Here is a 17,366-nt window from a genome sequence, read left to right on the forward strand (position 1 = left end):
TGTGTTATGCATCGCATAATCTCGAGCTTATGGCTGCCACAGCGTCTGCCATGAAAAATGGGATACCGCCGCAGCAGTATCCCATTTTCGTGACGATGACTTGAGTGTCAGCGCGTGTTTCCTGCATTGCGCCAAGCGGATGTCTGGCCATGGCTTGCGCTGTAAGCAAGGCAGTTCAGGCCCTCTTCATGAGAACCGCTCAGGAAGAGCAGCTCATGCAGATCGGCGCAGCATTCGCCGCCGGTGGCCGTGTCCAGTCATCGACGAGTTCGGCATCCACGCCCTGCGCCTGCCCCAACTCCAGTGCCGCCTCAAGACTGCCCTCCTCGGGGCGGAAGAAAGGCGCCGTCAGACGCTGACGCAAGGCCTTGAGCGTAGTGTCATCGCCCTGCTCGACCCGTGCGATCACCTCCAGCAGCAGATGCGTGCGCGGCACATAGAGCGGATTGCAGCCGAGCATGGCCAGACGACGCTGGCGCTCATCCTCGGCGGAGAGCCCGATGGCCATGACGCGCGCCTGATAGCGCTCAAGCCACGCCGAGGCTTCATCGCGCGCCTGGGCCGAGTTGCCATGCGGCCCACGCTCGCCGGCCAGGCGCACGACCAGCGTTTCCGGTGCGGACTGCGTGACATCCCAATGACTGAGCAGACGGTAGGCATGGGTGTAGTCGACCTTGCCGGCCGCCAGCAGCTCGCGCCACTGCTGCACCAGCGTCATGTCCTCATCGTGCGCATCCGGCAACCCGAGACGCGCGCGCATCAGGCGGGCATATTCGCGCTGCAACTCGCCCTCATAGGCGCCCAGCGCAGCGGAGAGGGCTTCGACATCGATCAGCGGCGACAGCGCGATCCCCAGACGCTCCAGATTCCATAGCCCGATGCCCGGCTGCTGGGCGAAACCATAGCGCCCGGCCTGATCGGTATGATTCGGCACTAGATTCTCTTCATAGCCATCGAGGAAGGCGTAGGGCCCGTAATCGAAGGTCAGCCCCAGCAGCGACATGTTGTCGGTGTTCATCACCGCATGCACGAAGCCGTAGGCCTGCCAGGCCGCGATCAGTCTCGCGGTGCGAGTGATCACTGTCTCGAACATGGCCAGCGCGCTGGTCACGCGCACCTGGTCTGTGAGGGGCTGGTCTGCAAGCGGCTGGTCCGCCGCTGCCTGCGCGCCGCCTTCCGGCAGTGGTTCAGTCAGCTCCTCGGGCAGACACTCAGACAGAGGTTCAGTCAGCTCCTCGGGCAGACACTCTGAAAAATGCTCCCGCAGGGCGTGATCGATCAGCGTCTTGAGGTCTTCATGCCGGCCGGAATGGGCCAGCCACTCGAAGTGCCCGAAGCGCAGGTGGCTCTCGCAGACGCGCAACACGGTAGCGCCGGGCTCGACGGTCTCGCGCTGGACCCGCTCGGCATTCACCGCCAGCGCCAGCGCGCGGCTGGTGGGAATGCCCAGCGCCGCCATGTACTCGCTGGCCAGATACTCACGCACGCTGGAGCGCACCACCGCCTGACCATCGCCGAAGCGCGAGTAAGGCGTACGCCCGGCACCCTTGAGATGCAGATCGAAGGTCTTGCCGTGTTCGGTCTCAAGCTCGCCGAGCAGAATGCCACGCCCGTCGCCGAGCTGCGGGTTGTAGTGACCGAACTGATGGCCAGTGTATTTCTGGGCCAATGCGTCCATGCCCGGCAGCAACTGCTCACCGGCCATCAGGAGGCGCAGCTGCTCGAGCGCCTCCTCGCTGGAAGCGTCAGAGGTCAAGGGCGCCTCCAGCCCCAGCAGGCGGGCGCAGTCAGGACTCACATCGGCAAGGCGCGTGCCTTGTCGCGGCTGCGGGGCAACACGCGTGAAGAAGTGCTCCGGCAGGCGGGCATAGCGATTGTTGAAGCGCAGCGCCGCCAGGTCGTGCACGTGCGCGGCGGGCGTAGGGGCAAACTCACTCATCAAGAGGCTCCGTCGGGCCGCCGGAGGTCGGCGACTCGCTGGGGGAAGAAGTGGACGCGGCGGCGTCGCTCGGGGTCAACAGGCTGCGCAGGCCTCCGGAGGGTCGCCCGGGCGGCAGCTTGCTGGCCATTTCATACAGCTTGCGCGCCGTCGTGTCGGTGCGTGCCTGACGCTTGAGCGCCTGCAGGGCATCGTCGGAGTCCCGAGCATGGCCTAGGTGCTGAGCATGAGCCAGGTGCTGAGCATGACTGGCAGGAGCGCCCGTGGCTGGCGCCTGATCGCGCGTGTTAGCCGCGGGCGACACCGCGGCAGACGTGCCCTCAAGCGAGCTCTTCTCAAGCGAGCTCTCATGACGGCGCAGTAGCAGGCGCTTGCGCGGTGTCAGCGCCAACTCCGACAGACGTGCCTTGCCCCACCATGGGTGCGGCGCCTGCACGCCATGCGTGGACTCGCTCAGCCAGGCCTGCGGCAGTGCCTCGAGCAGAGGGAAGCGCTCACTCTCGCCCTGCGCCTGCCACCAGTGGCTCAGGCGCTCATTGAGCACCAGCAGCTGGCGTGCCCGCGTGGCGGCGGTGTAGCTGAGATTGGTGACCAGCACCTGATTGGGCAATTGCTGGCGCGCGCTTGGCAGTGCCAGATCATCGGCCAGCACCACGCAATCAAATTCGAGACCCTTGGCGCGGAACACCGTCCCCAGCATGACCGTGGGCAGCTCGACCGACTGTCCCCGCGAGTGAGCACTGACGATGGCGGCCTGCAGGTCGCCATCGTGCTTGCGCAGCTCACCGATCCATTGATCGAGTGGCGCCTGGGCATACCAGGAGGCCAGCTCATGCAGGCTGCGCGCCTGATGATCATCGAGACGCGTCAGAGCCCCCAGCACCTGCGCCGGGGTCTGACCGAGCCGTGTCAGTGAGGGAGGCAGCAGTCGCCACCACTCACGCTGACTCGCGCTGTCGCCCTGCTCGGCCATCTGATGCGCGCGCCAGAGTCGCCAGTGATCCAGCAGCCCCGCCAGCGGATAGCCTTCGATGCCGTCCAGCCAGGCCACCGCGATGCCGCGCTGATGCAGTGACAGCGCCTCCCCCAGCGCTGCCACCGGGCCGGCACTGATCACCGCATGGCGCTTGCCGGAGTGCAGCAATGCCTCACGCACCGCGGGCAGCGCCAGACGGGTCGCCGGGCCGAGGCCGCTCATGGCCTGCTCGCGGGCGGTGGGCGAACAGGCCGCCAACCCCGTGCCCAGCGCCGCCAATGCCGGCCCGAAGCGCCAGGCGCCGGGCAGCGAGTAGACGGTGGCATCGGCCAGCAGCGGCGAATCCAGCGAACTCATGCCTTCCACCTGACGCGACAGGCTCTGATGCGGGTCGCCGATCAGCAGCAGGTCGCAGCGCTGGCGACGCAACATGGCCAGCAACGCTGGCGTGGCGTCCTGCGCCTCATCCAGCATCACCAGGTCGGCCTCCAGCGACTGGCCATGCTGCGACCACAGCTTGAGCAGAGCGTTGAACGACAGGCTCTGCTGATGATCGGCGGGGTCCAGCAGACACTCCCACACCAGCCGCATGCTCTCGACCAGCTGGCGCAGCTCATTGGCGCTCAGCCGTTGTGCCACGCCTTCAGGCAGATGCTCCGGCATCGGCACCGCGTCGCTCTCGGCGAAGAAGGTGTTCAGGCCCTGGGCGATCAGGCTGCGCGACTGGCTGGAAAGACTGCCCAGCCAGCTGAGACTCTGCGGCGCCAGACGGCGCGTGATGTCGGGCTGCCGCTTGAGCTTGTCGCCGTACTCCTCCATCAAGGCCTGACGCGCCAGCTGATGCAGCGACAGCGACTGAACATTGGCGGGCAGCTGACTGGCGGTCCGCCCGGCCACCGCCGGGTTGAGCGAGGTGTAGATGAGGGTCTCGTCGGCATAGGTACGCGCCAGCTCGACCATCAGCACGGTCTTGCCGCTGCCGGCACAGGCACGCACCACCACGCAATCGCTGTGCTCGGCGCTGTTGGCCGGCGTGCGATCGCGCAGGCGCGAGGGAAAGGGATGGGCGAGAATTCGCCGTTGATCATTGCTCAGATGCATGGCGGCATGATCCCCCCTGTCAGCGCGGGGGGCAAGACCTTCGCTGCGCGATCATGACTAGGACAGCGCGCCATTGGCCGCGAGGCGCTCACGCACGGTACGCATCAGGCCACGATTCCAGCGCAACAGATCATAGAGCGTGGTGAAGTAGGCATTGCCCCGCGTCGAGTAGGCACTCAACGTCGGGATGAGGTCTTCGGCGCGCACCGGCTGGCCCGCGTTGCGCAGACGCCCGCGCAGCTCACGTAGCTCGGCGTAGCTGCGCTGGGAGTTGAGATTGTCGAAATAGGCGGCGATGCCGGCCTCCAGACTCTCGAAACGCCGATATTCACGCCCCGGCGGCCCGATACCGCAGCCGCGCGAGAAACAGCGCATGCCGAACAGATTGTTGCCCTCACGGGCATGGCCCGACGTCCCCCAGCCCGACTCCTCGATGGCCTGCACCAGCACCATATCCAGCGGCAGGGTATCGATGCGCAGCAGCAGGCGCGTCCAGCTGACGCCGATGTCCTCGCGCGTGACGTCACAAGGCAGATTGGCCTGGTCACACAGGCCGTTGAGACGCTCCTGCTCGCACTCGCTGTAGTCACGCCCTCCGTCCCCGGCGCGCTTGCGCATCGCCAGCAACCAGTCGCGCTGCTCGGCGATACGCTGATTCTCGGCCACCACCAGCGGAATCATCAGCTCGAAGAATGCGACCTTGCGCTGGTTGCCCGCGGGATAGGGTCGCAGGTCCGGCATCTGATGGGTCTTGTCACGGGCCAGCAGCTCATCATCCAGCCGCGCCGCCTGCGCCATCGAACCCAGCCCCATCACCAGCAGCAAGGCGGCGCTGACCAGACGAACAGAGCCCAGACGGACAGAGCCCAGACGAACAGAGCCCGGACGAACAGAGCCCAAACGAACAGAGCCCGGACGAACAGAGCCCAGACGAACAGGGCTCAGGCGCCACGAGCGCCGCGGCCAGGCCCACGCAGACAGGCGTGGCAGGCCACGCACTCCGCCAGTCAGCCAACCCGCAGAGAAAGGTAGGTAAGTCATGTGCTGCGCTCATCGAGAGGGATGCAGTAGCAAGACGCGAGATACCATCAGCGTATCTCATGAGGCTGCATGAAACCCTAAAAACGCGTGGGCGAGAAGATGGTGCGGTCGGCCAAGCGAGGAAAGACACGGCAAGCCCTGTCGTCTGTCACCGACAGACCGCCAGGCGATGCCCGCCTTTCGCGCCACTGACGCGGCGCGCTCTCTGTGCTCTCTACGCTTCCTCCCCTTTTTCTTTTTCCCTTTCCCCTTCCTCCCTTCCTACCCTGCCGCCTTCCTGCCCTGCACACCTTGCACCTCGCACTGGACGCTATCGCTGACGACACACCCAACGCAAAACGCCCCCGCAGCATAGGCTGCGAGGGCGTCGTTGCGGACATGCTTGATCAAGCCAGTGGCTCGATCGTTCCGCCGTCTCAGGCGCTGAGCATGCTGTTCAGGCGGCGCACGTAAGCGGCCGGCTCTTCCAGCGCACCGCCTTCGGCGATGATGGCCTGATCGAGCAGCACGTGTGCCAGATCGGTGAAGTAATCGCCTTCACCGCCTTCCAGACGCGTGACCAGAGCGTGCTCCGGGTTCAGCTCGAGAATCGGCTTCACTTCCGGCAGCGGCTGACCAGCGGCTTCCATCATCTTGCGCATCTGGTAGCCCATCTCGTGCTCCGGCAGCACCACGCAGGCCGGGGAATCGGTCAGGCGGTGCGTGATGCGCACTTCCTGAACGTTCTCGGCCAGCGCTTCCTTGACGCGCTTGACCAGATCTTCCTTGGCCTTGGCGGTCTCTTCCTGGGCCTTCTTCTCTTCTTCGTTCTCGACATCGCCGAGGTCGAGATCGCCCTTGGCGACATCCGCGAAGGACTTGCCGTCGAACTCGGTGAGGTGGCTCATCAGCCACTCGTCGATGCGGTCGGTCAGCAGCAGGACTTCGATACCCTTCTTGCGGAAGATCTCGAGGTGCGGGCTGGACTTGGCGGCATTGAAGCTGTCGGCGACCAGGTAGTAGATCTTGCTCTGGCCTTCCTTCATGCGCTCGACGTACTGGGCCAGTGACTGGTCCTGGGTCGCGCTGTCGGTCTCGGTGGTGGAGAAGCGCAGCAGCTCGGCGATCTTCTCGCGGTTGGCGAAGTCTTCCGCCGGGCCTTCCTTGAGCACGGAGCCGAACTGGTTCCAGAAGGTCTGGTACTGCTCGGGGTCCTTGGCCAGCTTCTTGAGCATGTCCAGGCCACGCTTGGTCAGCGCGGACTTGAGCTTGTCGACCTGCGGGTCCTGCTGCAGCAGTTCACGCGAGACGTTCAGCGATAGGTCGTTGGTGTCCAGCACGCCCTTGATGAAGCGCAGGTACAGCGGCAGGAACTGCTCGGCGTCGTCCATGATGAAGACGCGCTGCACGTAGAGCTTCAGGCCACGCGCGGCATCACGCTGGTAGAGGTCGAACGGCGCACGGCCCGGCACGAACAGCAGGCTGGTGTACTCAAGCTTGCCCTCGACCTTGTTGTGGCTCCAGCTGAGCGGATCGGAGAAGTCATGCGAGACGTGCTTGTAGAAGTTCTTGTACTCCTCGTCGCTGACCTCGGACTTGGAGCGCACCCACAGCGCGGTGGCGGAGTTGGCGGTTTCCCAGTGGACCTGCTCGTTGCCTTCCTCGTCCTTCTCGACGCGCTTCATGCGCACCGGCAGTTCGATATGGTCGGAGTACTTGGTGACCAGGTTGCGCAGACGATGATCGTCAGCGAACTCGATGGCATCGTCCTTGAGGTGCAGCACGATCTCGGTGCCGCGCTCGGCGCGCTCGATGTCGGCGACGCTGAACTCGCCTTCGCCACGTGAGGTCCACTCGACGCCCTGATCAGCGCCCAGGTCGGCGCGACGGGTGCGCACGGTGATCTCGTCGGCGACGATGAAGCCGGAGTAGAAGCCGACCCCGAACTGACCGATCAGACGCGAATCCTTCTGCTGGTCACCCGACAGGTTCTTCATGAACTCGGCGGTACCGGAGCGCGCGATGGTACCCAGGTTGGCGACCACATCGTCACGGCTCATGCCGATGCCGTTGTCACGCAGGGTGATGGTCTTCGCCTCGGCGTCGTGCTCGATCTCGATGCGCAGTTCGCTGTCGTTGCCGTAGAGGGCATCGTTGTCCAGCGCCTGGTAGCGCAGCTTGTCGCAGGCATCCGCCGCGTTGGAGACCAGCTCGCGCAGGAAGATCTCGCGGTTGGAATACAGCGAGTGGATCATGAGGTGAAGCAGCTGCTTCACTTCTGTCTGGAAGCCATGCGTTTCGGTGTGAGTGGCGGTCGTCATCGAAAAGGACCTCTATGTCGTGGATGCCTGAAAAGAAGATTCGCGGTGGCCAGAGCGCCCCCGCAACAATGGAACCGGCTCGCCGACGCCTGCCTTTCTTGGTGGCAGATCGAAGGAAGCGCTCGTGGATCAGATATGGGGCAAGGGTGAGGGATTTCAAGGCACTAGCGACAGATGATTGCGCCATACGCGCCAGGCGTGTGCCACAGAAACACCCAAGCGGCTCCCCGAGTACCATCGGAGGGAGCCAACGAAGGAAGCCAACGAGGAAGTAGCCATCGGGGACGCGCTTTGAGGTATGAGGCTTGCGGAGCAGACATCGCCTGCCCATCACGGGGAGGCGAGTGATTCCAGCACGAAGTGCATGCGCGCGCTGGCGACCGGTTGCTCGCGGGATTTCTGCCAGGCGCTGACGCGCACATTGGTCATTCGCCGGCCTTCGCGCATCACTTCACAGTCGATGCGCGTCACCTGATCGCCGCGCGCCGTGGCCAGATAGTCGATGGAGAAATCGATCAGCTTGGGCAGGCGCGCTTCACGCCCGCCCCGCCCATGCCGCCTGAGCACCTCAAGCGTCGCGGCGGTTTCCATTGCCGCGGCCAGCACGCCGCCATGCACCGCCGGCAGCATCGGGTTGCCGACATTGTCGGGCATCGCCGCCATGGAATAGCTCAGCGCCTGCTCAGGATGCAGCTCGACATCGCTGGCCGCGCCCGCCTGCTGCCCGTCAATGGCACACAGCCCAAGCCCGATCGCCTGCGCGTAGGGCAGACTCGCCAGCAGCGCCGCCAGGTCGGCGTGAGTGCGCTGCCCTTCGACGAAACGCCGCGCACTGAGCAGGCCGCGCGGGTCCTGGGCATCGTGCGGCGCCTGCGCCTCGGTTTTCTCGCCTGCTGGCTGTGCTGCCTGTGCTGACTGCCCCAGCGGTTCCGACTCGTCCGTGGAAGGATTCGCGGGGGCTTGAGCATTGGCCGCCGCCAGCAGCGCCTCGGCAAAGCCGCTGGGCGTATTGCGCTCGCCGAGCCTGACGAAGTTGCCGATCGCACGACACAGGATCTTGCCTGGCTGCTGCCAGATCTGCGCCTCGGTAAACACCATCGATTCCGTGACCCGCAGCACGCGCGCCTCGCCCACCAACGCCAGGCCCTCGACGCCGGGTCGGTAGTGATCGAGGCGCAGATCCAGCGTCGGGCAGACTTCCGGTGCCGACAGCCCCGTGAGGACGGCACTGCCGCACAGCGTATCGGCGAACATGGTCAGCACACCGCCATGCACCAGCCTGCGGTGCGGATCGCCGATCAAGGCCGGTTGCCACGGCAGCTGCATGCGGATGGCCGGCGCGGCGACCTCCTCGACCCTGACGTTCAAGCGCGCCGTGTGCGGAATGAAACTCAGGAATCCGGTCAGCGCCCGCGCCCAGCTGGCGTCATCCAATACGCCACCCGCAGCCGGCACGTCAGCGGGATTGACGGCCAGCCCCAGCAGGCTCTGCGGCACTGCATGCATCACATCCACAGCGGCATCGCCATCAATGTGAGGGAGACCAGATAGCCGACGCCCCACAGCAGGGAGCGCAACGGGGCGATGTTGGCCAGATAGCAGCCCCAATAGCCCAGTCGTACCAGCACGAAGATCACCGCCAGCGTGGTCGCGATGGGCGCGCCCGGCGCGGTGATCACGCTGACCAGTACCCCGGCGGCAAACAGCGGAAAGGCTTCGATGGTGTTCTGGTGCGCGGCGAGCGCGCGGGCCCCGAAGCCCGTCAGCTCACGCTGCTGCGCGCGCGGATCATGGTTGTCGTAACGTCCGGTTCGCTGTTGCGCCCAGGCGACCGGCACCTTGGTCAGCACCAGCATCAGTGCGGCAAACAGCAGGCAGGCATAGATCAGCATGCAGAATATCCTTGAAAGGCGTTGTTCAGGGCGTTGCCACAGCGGCGCTTCTCGTTTGTGAACAAACGGTGCGCCGCCCTGTGATAAACGGCAGATCAGACGCTGACAGCACGCCAATTCAAACTGGTGTTTGATAGCGTGTCACGAGCATGGCAGGGTCGCGGCGTCCCTGCCATGCGGCCAATGGCCAGTGCCAGCATCAGGGCTGGTAGAGGAATGGAGTTTCCACGCTGCACGCCTTCAGGGAGTCGGCGGCTCGGAGGGATCAGGTTCGGGAATCTCGCCACGCCACAGGCGATAGTCGGCCAGCGCATCATCGAGCTTGCCGAGCAACCAGGTCACGATCACCAGATCATCGAGAATCCCCAGCCCCACCAGCAGATCCGGGATCAGATCCAGCGGCGAGACCAGATAGATGAAGGCACCGGCCGCCAACCCCAGCGCCTTCCACGGCACCGGGCGATAACGACCGCTCACCACGTCGCGCAGCAAGGGCCCCATGGTGCGCAAGGCGGCGCCTGCCTTGCCCAGCACATGTCGGCGGCCAAACAATCGCGTCAACCATAATGCCTTGCCCATAGTGGACTCCTCACGGGTAGCACAAATTTCGTTTACTGAGCTTGCCATCTTCGCGGCAGCACAGCCGCGATATCACTCTCGGATAATTCACTATCAGTATCAGATGGTGCTGTTATTCAGCGCCGACCACTGCCACGATAGCCACTATCGTTACTGAATCGGCAACCCCTGATAGCCAATATCGGGGCACTTGTTCAACATCGGGGCACTGAACCGCCACCACAAGGTCGCAGCCAGTCCACGCCCCCTTTACCGACAGTCGCAGGAGTCCCAGGTGACACCAGGCAAGCAAACACTCCGACCCCGTGGCAGCCGTCGCTTCGCGGCGCTGCGGCACCTCACCGGCCTAGGCCTGCTGTTGGGACTGAGCCTGCCCCTGCAGGCCGCCACTCCCAGTGACCAGAGCTTCCGCGCCGCCTTCGATGATGCCCGCGCCAAGCGTTTTGACGAGATTCAGCAGGTCGCCGTCAATGGCCACGTGCTGGAAGGCTACATCGAGTATCACCAGCTCAAGGCCCGCCTGCCGTACGCCACCGCCGCGGAAGTGCTGTCCTTCATCGAGCGTCACGCAGACTCGCCGTTGGCCGAGTGGATGCGAGGCCAGGCGATCTCCGCCTACGGGCGTACCGGCCGTCATGATGCCCTGCTGGAAGTCAGCGATGGCGTGCCGGCGGGCGCGCAGCGCCAGTGCTATTACTACACGGCGCAGCTGAGCAATGATGTCGCGAGCGCATCGCAAGGCGGCCTGAAGCTCTGGCATGTCTCCGGCTCGCAGGACTCGGCCTGTGATCCGCTGTTCTCGGCGTTGCGCGAGCGTGGCGTGATCGATGATCAAGCCATCTGGGAACGCGCCATGCTCGCCTGGGCTGCCGGCCAGGGTGGCATGGTCAGCTATCTCGAGCGCCAGCTGCCCAGCAGCTGGCAGCGGGCCATCGCGGCACGCGAGCAACTGGAGGGCAACTTTGCCGCCATCACGCGCCTGCCGACCGACCTCGGCCACGGCGGACATGCCTTCGCCGCCTTGAGTGTCGCCGCCATGCATGGCTTCGTGCGTGCCGACACCGAGGCCGCGCTGGAAGCCTGGCGCAAGGTGAATCCGCACATGCCGATGAGTGATGAACAGCGCCACACCGTCGAACGCGACCTGGCCTGGTATTCATTGGTGCGCGACATCCCCAACAACCGCGGCTGGGTCGATCAGCGCCTGACCATCCTCGATGACGAGGAGCTGTTCGATCTGCGCATGCGCAACGCGGTGCGCGATGGCGACTGGCCGCAGGTGCGTGAATGGGTGTTGAAGATGCCGGACCGCTTCCGCAACGAAGCCCGCTACCAGTATTGGCTGGGGCGTGCCGATGACAGCCTGGGTCGCCCGCAGGAAGCACGCGCCGCCTGGACGCGCGCCGCAACCGAGCGCAACTTCTACGGCTTCCTGGCCGCCGACCGTATCGGCCAGGCCTACTCGCTCAATCGCGATGACCAGGACTTCTCCGACGCGGAACTGGCCGAGGTCGCCGAGACGCCGGCCGTCAAGCGTGTCAGGGCGCTGATGAACATCGACGAGATCGGTCTGGCTCGCTCCGAGTGGTTCAACGCCGTCACCCAGGCGGATGACGCCGATGCTCGCCGTCTGGCAGACTATGCACTGCAGCAGAAATGGTATGACCTGACCGTCTTCGCCACCATCCGCGGCCAGTTGTGGGATGGCCTTTCCTGGCGCTTCCCGCCGGCCTGGCAGCAGGACTTCCAGCGCTTCGGTGCCGATGCCGGCGTCGACCCGTGGATGCTGATGGCACTCGCGCGTCGCGAGAGCGCCTTCAACCCCACCGCCACCTCGCCGGTGGGCGCACGCGGCCTGATGCAGCTGATGCCGGGCACCGCCGCTCAGGTCAGCCGCGGCCTGGGGCTGCCCACGCCCAGCAACGCGGCGCTGGGTGATCCGGTCACCAATATCCGTCTTGGCAGCACCTACATCCGCGAGATGCTGGACCGCTACTCAGGCAACCGCCTGGCCGCCGCCGCGGCCTACAACGCCGGGCCGGGACGCGTCGATCGTTGGCTCGCCGACACCCCGGGCGAATACGACCGCTTCGTCGAGCGTATCCCCTTCAAGGAGACCCGCGAATACGTCAAGGCCGTGCTGGCCTACCGCGTGATCTTCGAAAGCCTGGCCAAGGGCACCAGCGAGGGCGTCAAGGTGGTCAGCGAGCGCGAAGTCAGCCAGCGCTACACCACCGCACTGGTGGATCGCCGCTGAGCCGAGCAGCAGCATCCAGCAACGAAAACGCCAGCCCCTTGGGGCTGGCGTTTTCGTTTCCATGGCACTGGGCCCATGGCGTCAGGGCCCATGGCATCATGGTCCATGGCGACAGAGCTCATTGCGCCCTTCCGCCATTCTTTCAGCCATTCGTTCAGTCAGTCATCGCGACGTGGACGAATGGCGGGCGAGGACCCGGACTGACTCTCGCCCTTGGCTTCTCCCGGTCGCGAGGCGGCCACACCATTGCCGAACGGTGGCTTCTGCTGAGGGGTGTAACGCCCCAGCGCCTCGGCATAGCTCAGAGGTCGCCCTTCGTCGCCTCCCTTGCCCTTGCCACGCCAGCCCTGGCGCTTGCCGGGAGCGCCCTGGGGCTGTGGTGTGTCGTCATGGGCCTGAGATGCCGCATAGGGCTGAGATGCTGCATGGGTGCGAGGCGCATAGGGCTGAGACGCCCCGTCGCCCTCAGCCTCGCTGCTCGGGTATGCCTGCGACACCACCGGCTCCGTTGCCGCTCGGCCGGAATAGGCCAAGGGCTGGGAGCGCGTGACGCGCGGCGTACGCATCATTCGCACCATCAGCCAGACCGCCAGTGCCCAGCAGAGCGTGCCCAGCACGCCATAGACGATCATCGCCCAGACATTGCCGGGGCGGTGGCCGGCATTGATGATGATCACACGCGACAGATCGATGTCGGGCCAGCGCTCGGCCAACAGGGAGCGCTCATCGCCCGGCAGGTCCGTCTCGGCGTGCAATACGGTGCCGAACAGGCCATCGGGGAACTCGATCAGCGGCGGCACGTTTTCCAGGCTCTGCACGGAGTCGGTTCGCACCAGCACGCCCATGCGCTCGATGCGCGGCCATTCTTCCGAGGGGATGCCATCGATGCCCCCGAAGGCGCGTGACAGACCGGCCAATTCCAGCAGATAGGGGTTCATGTCAGAGATGACCGGATAATAGAGCGTCTCGATGCGGCGCCCCCCGTCTGCATTGGCATCGAGGCGGAAGGTCTCGGTGTGCTCGCGATAGACCGCCCAGTGATTGCGCAGCGAGACGAACTGATTGACCGGCAGGTTGCCCTGCTCCACCGACTCGAGATTCAGCGTTTCGGGGCGCGTGGTCACGCGACCGACCCAGCGCCCCTCATCGACGGCGTACAGCCAGGCCGCTATCCCGGCGACCACCAGCACCACGGCACTCAACCCGCCCAGGCGGCGACGAAGGGTATGTGAAAGACTCATCCGATTGCGTTCCCTGCCAATGCCAGCCTTGATGGGCCGGTCTTCATGTCATGAATGCAGCACTGTGCCGCTGCTGTCGTTGGCTCGGGCAGGCGTCGGCACCGGCCCGGGCATCATTGTTGTTCGAGCCGTGCTGCCAATCGATTGCTCTTGTCGCAGTAGCGTTGCCGCAGACGCAGGATCTCCAGAGAATTCGAGGACAGGGCATCCAGCACGTAGCGGTTGCAGGCCTGCTCGGCTTCTCGATGCGCCGCTTCCAGCGCCTTGCGTGCCTTGCGCTCTGCCGGCGTCATGCCCGCATAGGGGTCGCGCCGGGGCTTGAAGGTCGCTGCGGCCTTGCAATACATGGTGCGGGTGTCGATATGCGCCGCCCGCCCCCGGCGCTGCAAGGCATGACAGGTCTCGACGAACAGTCGGCTGGCCATGCGCGAGCACTCGCGCTGCTCGACGGCGGTACCGGTCTTTTCCAGATGTGCACAGACCGACTCATCATCGATGCGCCACAGCTGGTGGCGGAAGTCGATGGTGTAACCGTAGTAAAGCACCCGTACCTGCTGTACGCGGGAATCGTAGACATCACTGATATCCCGAGCCTCCAGGTGCGTGACGACCTTGAGAAAGGCCGCCAGAGTCAATGTCACAGGATCCATGTGTCATCAAGGATACGAACCGTCATCCCATGCGCTCCGTTGCGATGTTGGCAGTGGCCGCTCATCCCTAGCGGCCTAGCGCCAGCCGTGCCCCCAGCAGCACCATGACGGACCCGGTGATGCCTTCCATCCAGCAGGCGACCCGCGGCCTTGCCAGCCAGCGCCCTGCTCCACCGACCATCAGCGCCACACTGATCTGCCAGAGGTTGGCGATCACGAAGTGGACACCCGCCAGCCACAATGACTTGAGCACGGCCGGGTCGGTCGGCGCGATGAACTGCGGCAGAAAGGCCATGTAGAACACCACCGTCTTGGGATTGAGCACATTGGACAGGAAGCCCTCACGCAACGGCAGCCAGCACGATACCTGCTGACGTGTCACGCTGACGTCGACATTCAGCCCGCGCGCGCGCCGCGCACTCTTGAGACTCTTGATGCCCAGCCAGATCAGATAGCCCGCTCCGACCAGCTTGAGGGCCGAGAACGCCCATGCCGACTGCAACAGGATCAGCGAGATGCCCGCCGACGACACCAGCGCGTGCACGAAGAGGCCGGCACAGATCGCGAGACTGGTGAGCACGCCGTCACGCAGGCCGCCGCGCGAGGTATTGCGAATCACCAGCAGGGTGTCGACCCCGGGCGTGACCGTCAGCAAGGTGATGGCCACCACGAAGGACCAGAAGGCAGCATCGAACTGGATGAAATCAAACATGACGAACGTCCTTGCGACAGACCCGCTTCAGTAGCCGAATTCGTGCCCCCATGGCACTGAACAGGCGACCAGTCTAGGCGAGCACGGCCAGCCTGCAAAGCCATCCACACCAAGATGACAGCCTGGTTTGCCTCTGAATGGTGCACTTCAGTCTTTTGTCTTACTGCGTTGCTACATAACGGCGCAGGCGCTCTCATGAACCCGCAGCTGATGGCATGCAGAAGCCAACTCGCGTCATCAAGGATACGAGCCTCGACTCCTAAAATACGCTGCGTCGCTGTTGAGCGACCAACGCAGCCTTCAACCTACCAACCAGAACCCCGTGGCGATATCCAGCAGCAGCACCAGCAAGGCCAGCAGGATGACCAGGCCATCCTCCCCGATCAGCCCCAGTCCCAGCAGCAGCAAGGTTGCCGCTGGCAAGGCTGCGGCGAAGGGCACCAGCTCCAGCGGCACCATGGCCGTGGCCAGCAGGATGGTCAGCGCCGCGATACCGCGATAGGCAATGCCGCGCGTCATGAAGCTCAGGCGTGGCTTGAGCAGACGATCGAGGCGTCGTGTCCAGGGCCTTGCCCGCTCGACGCCATGGGTCAGGCGTTGATGCTCGAAACTGAAGCGCGCCAGCCGGCGTGGCAACCACGGCATCTTGCGCCCCAGCAACAGTTGACCCGCGATCAGCACGATGAACAGCGCACAGGTCGTCGGTACGCCGGGGATCGCCCCGGTCGGCAGCAGTACCAGCAAGGCGGGTAATACCAGCAAGGGGCCGAAGCCCCGGGAGTTGAAGTGCTCCAGAATGTCGCCCAGCGAGATATCCCCTTCGATCTCGCGGTCCAGCTCTTCCAGCAACCCCGTGAGGTTGCCTTCATTGGCGTGCTTGCTCATGCGAGCTCCCTATCGGGAAGATGACGGAGGGTGTGAAGGTCTCGAGCCGTGGCGGGTCAGCTGGTGCCGCCCCGCCACGGTGAATCGTCAGCTGATCGTCAGCCGACCAGGCGATCGCCCAGCATGCCGATCATGAACCCCAGCGAGGCGCCCAATGGCGGTGACCAGTGATGCGCCACCCGCGACTGGGGCGCAATGTCCTGGAAGACGAGATAGAGAATGCCGCCGGCGGCGAAGGCCATCAGTCCGCCCAGCACGCCCGGCGCATCCGCAAGCCACAGATGGCCGGCCAATGCCGCCAGCGGGCCCAGCAGTGACAGCAGCACGAAGGCCCCGAGCCCCTGACGCGCCGTCAGCCCGGCCCCTTCCAGCTCACGGTAGGCATTGAAGCCTTCCGGCAGGTTCTGCACCGCGATGAACAGTGCCAGCAACATCGCCGCGGCGGGAGAGGCAGAGGCCAGTGCACCCAGTGCGATCGCCTCGGGGATGAAGTCCATCAGCATCGCCAGCAACTCGCCCTTGGCGCCGCCACCGCGCGCCAGCCAGCGGTCCAGTTGCATGAAGATCAGCGCGCCCAGCAGGAACAGCCCCAACAGCGCCGCGATGGATAGCGCCTGCATGGCATGCGGTACCAGCACCAGTGAGACGGCGGCCAACAGAATGCCGCCGCCGAGCGCGGTGATCCCCGCCAGCCAGCTGCGCTTGACGTGACTCTCGTGACTGCGCTCCAGCTGGGCGATCACGCCACCCAGCGGCATGCACAACCCGGCAGCCCAGGCGAGCGCCACCATGGTCCACGGAATCGATCCCATCATGCTGTCGTCGGGGCTGCAGGACTCGGTCGCGCGCCCAGCACACGCATCAACAGGCTGGTGCCGACGCCCCAGGCGCCATTCAGGATCAGACCACCGACCACCATCAGCGGCGCGACCTCGATCCCCTTGAGCGGAAAGACGACCAGCATGGCCACGGCCGTCGGGCCGACTGCACCGAAGACGAGGCTGATCAGCCAATGGCTGACGCCCGTCCTGCGGCGCACCAATGCCCACAGCGGTAGCCCCCACAACCCGCCCCAGAAGGCCAGCGAGAGCACTGACGGAACGCCCAGCGGCCCGGTAGGCGTCATGTTGTAGGGCGCCTTGGGCAGGATATCGGCCAGATAGAAGAGCCCGAAGAGGCCCTGATGGAAGATCAGAGTCGCCAGAAAGGCGGCGATGAAGGCTTTCAACCAGATCATGTTCACTTCCTTGTCGTCATGTTGATGAAAACATCCGAGCCCCAGCACATTAGAACATGCGAAAACTCGACACTGCCTTTCCTGCTACGTCACTTCCGTCCCGCTGGATGCAACGCAGGCGTGATCTCTAGCGCTGGGTGGCCGGCGTCTGCTCGGCATGGCGCAGCGATATCTGGTCATTGAGTGTCCAGAAGTCATACAGCACGCCGATGAAGAACAGCCCACCGGTGCACAGGTAGAGCAAGCCGGTCAGCCACTTGCCCATGTACATGCGGTGGATGCCGAACACGCCCAGGAAGGTGAGCAGAATCCAGCTCAGCGAGTAATTGATCGGGCCTTCGCGAAAACGGAAGTCCGCCTCGCGGTCCATCGCCGGAATCAGGAACAGGTCGATCAACCAGCCGATACCCAGCAACCCGAAGGTGAACAGCCAGATGGTGCCGGTGACCGGCTTGCCATAGTAGAAACGGTGCGCGCCGAGGAAACCGAAGATCCACAGCAGATAGCCCATGGTCTTGGAATGCGTGTCCTGTACAACAGGCGATGTGGTCATCAG

General features: G+C 64.7%; 15 protein-coding genes. 1 reads left to right on the forward strand and 14 read right to left on the reverse strand.

Features of this window, described 5'->3' with window-relative positions:
- Positions 1-199 precede the first annotated feature (199 nt).
- From MSG32_RS09320 to MSG32_RS09350, 7 genes are all read right to left on the reverse strand, one after another.
- Positions 200-1,939, reverse strand: coding sequence for a protein adenylyltransferase SelO (locus MSG32_RS09320; protein ID WP_248379243.1), 1,740 nt, complete (start codon positions 1,937-1,939; stop codon positions 200-202).
- Entirely contained in the window at positions 1,932-4,016 is a 2,085-nt protein-coding gene (locus MSG32_RS09325) for an AAA family ATPase (RefSeq protein WP_248379244.1), read from the reverse strand. Before MSG32_RS09325 ends, MSG32_RS09320 begins: the two co-directional genes overlap by 8 nt.
- 57 nt (positions 4,017-4,073) lie before the next feature.
- Positions 4,074-5,057 (reverse strand): glucosaminidase domain-containing protein, encoded by a 984-nt coding sequence (locus MSG32_RS09330; protein ID WP_248379245.1) that lies wholly within the window; start codon positions 5,055-5,057, stop codon positions 4,074-4,076.
- A 416-nt stretch (positions 5,058-5,473) separates the two neighbouring features.
- The gene (htpG, locus tag MSG32_RS09335) at positions 5,474-7,357 is read right to left on the reverse strand and encodes a molecular chaperone HtpG (protein ID WP_248379246.1); all 1,884 of its coding nucleotides are present in this window, start codon (positions 7,355-7,357) and stop codon (positions 5,474-5,476) included.
- A 330-nt stretch (positions 7,358-7,687) separates the two neighbouring features.
- Positions 7,688-8,863 carry a PaaI family thioesterase gene (locus MSG32_RS09340; RefSeq protein WP_248379247.1) on the reverse strand — a complete coding sequence of 392 codons (1,176 nt, stop codon included), beginning with the start codon at positions 8,861-8,863 and terminating at the stop codon, positions 7,688-7,690.
- Positions 8,863-9,249, reverse strand: coding sequence for an MAPEG family protein (locus MSG32_RS09345; protein WP_248379248.1), 387 nt, complete (start codon positions 9,247-9,249; stop codon positions 8,863-8,865). Before MSG32_RS09345 ends, MSG32_RS09340 begins: the two co-directional genes overlap by 1 nt.
- A 240-nt stretch (positions 9,250-9,489) precedes the next feature.
- A complete protein-coding gene (locus MSG32_RS09350) occupies positions 9,490-9,828 on the reverse strand; it encodes a YkvA family protein (protein ID WP_107335278.1) in 339 nt (112 codons plus the stop codon).
- 274 nt (positions 9,829-10,102) lie between these two features.
- Between MSG32_RS09350 and MSG32_RS09355 the strand changes: the two genes are divergently transcribed.
- Positions 10,103-12,085, forward strand: a complete 1,983-nt coding sequence (locus MSG32_RS09355) for a transglycosylase SLT domain-containing protein (RefSeq protein ID WP_248379249.1) — start codon at positions 10,103-10,105, stop codon at positions 12,083-12,085.
- A gap of 158 nt (positions 12,086-12,243) precedes the next feature.
- Here the strand turns inward: MSG32_RS09355 and MSG32_RS09360 are convergent, their stop codons facing one another.
- The 7 genes from MSG32_RS09360 to MSG32_RS09390 all read right to left on the reverse strand — a co-directional run bounded on the left by MSG32_RS09360 (position 12,244) and on the right by MSG32_RS09390 (position 17,363).
- The gene (locus MSG32_RS09360) at positions 12,244-13,326 is read right to left on the reverse strand and encodes a hypothetical protein (protein ID WP_248379250.1); all 1,083 of its coding nucleotides are present in this window, start codon (positions 13,324-13,326) and stop codon (positions 12,244-12,246) included.
- Between the two features lie 113 nt (positions 13,327-13,439).
- On the reverse strand, positions 13,440-13,976 hold the full coding sequence (locus MSG32_RS09365; RefSeq protein WP_043335517.1) for a hypothetical protein: 537 nt from the start codon (positions 13,974-13,976) through the stop codon (positions 13,440-13,442).
- Positions 13,977-14,043: 67 nt separating this feature from the next.
- On the reverse strand, positions 14,044-14,688 hold the full coding sequence (locus MSG32_RS09370; protein ID WP_043335514.1) for a LysE family translocator: 645 nt from the start codon (positions 14,686-14,688) through the stop codon (positions 14,044-14,046).
- Between the two features lie 300 nt (positions 14,689-14,988).
- A complete protein-coding gene (locus MSG32_RS09375; RefSeq protein ID WP_043335511.1) occupies positions 14,989-15,573 on the reverse strand; it encodes an exopolysaccharide biosynthesis protein in 585 nt (194 codons plus the stop codon).
- Positions 15,574-15,671: 98 nt separating this feature from the next.
- On the reverse strand, positions 15,672-16,388 hold the full coding sequence (locus MSG32_RS09380) for a divalent cation transporter (protein ID WP_248379251.1): 717 nt from the start codon (positions 16,386-16,388) through the stop codon (positions 15,672-15,674).
- On the reverse strand, positions 16,385-16,810 hold the full coding sequence (locus tag MSG32_RS09385) for a hypothetical protein (protein ID WP_054554953.1): 426 nt from the start codon (positions 16,808-16,810) through the stop codon (positions 16,385-16,387). Before MSG32_RS09385 ends, MSG32_RS09380 begins: the two co-directional genes overlap by 4 nt.
- Before the next feature lie 127 nt (positions 16,811-16,937).
- The gene (locus tag MSG32_RS09390; protein WP_192838469.1) at positions 16,938-17,363 is read right to left on the reverse strand and encodes a TM2 domain-containing protein; all 426 of its coding nucleotides are present in this window, start codon (positions 17,361-17,363) and stop codon (positions 16,938-16,940) included.
- Positions 17,364-17,366: the final 3 nt, after the last annotated feature.

This window comes from Cobetia sp. 1CM21F, assembly GCF_023161745.1.
GTDB lineage: Bacteria > Pseudomonadota > Gammaproteobacteria > Pseudomonadales > Halomonadaceae > Cobetia > Cobetia amphilecti.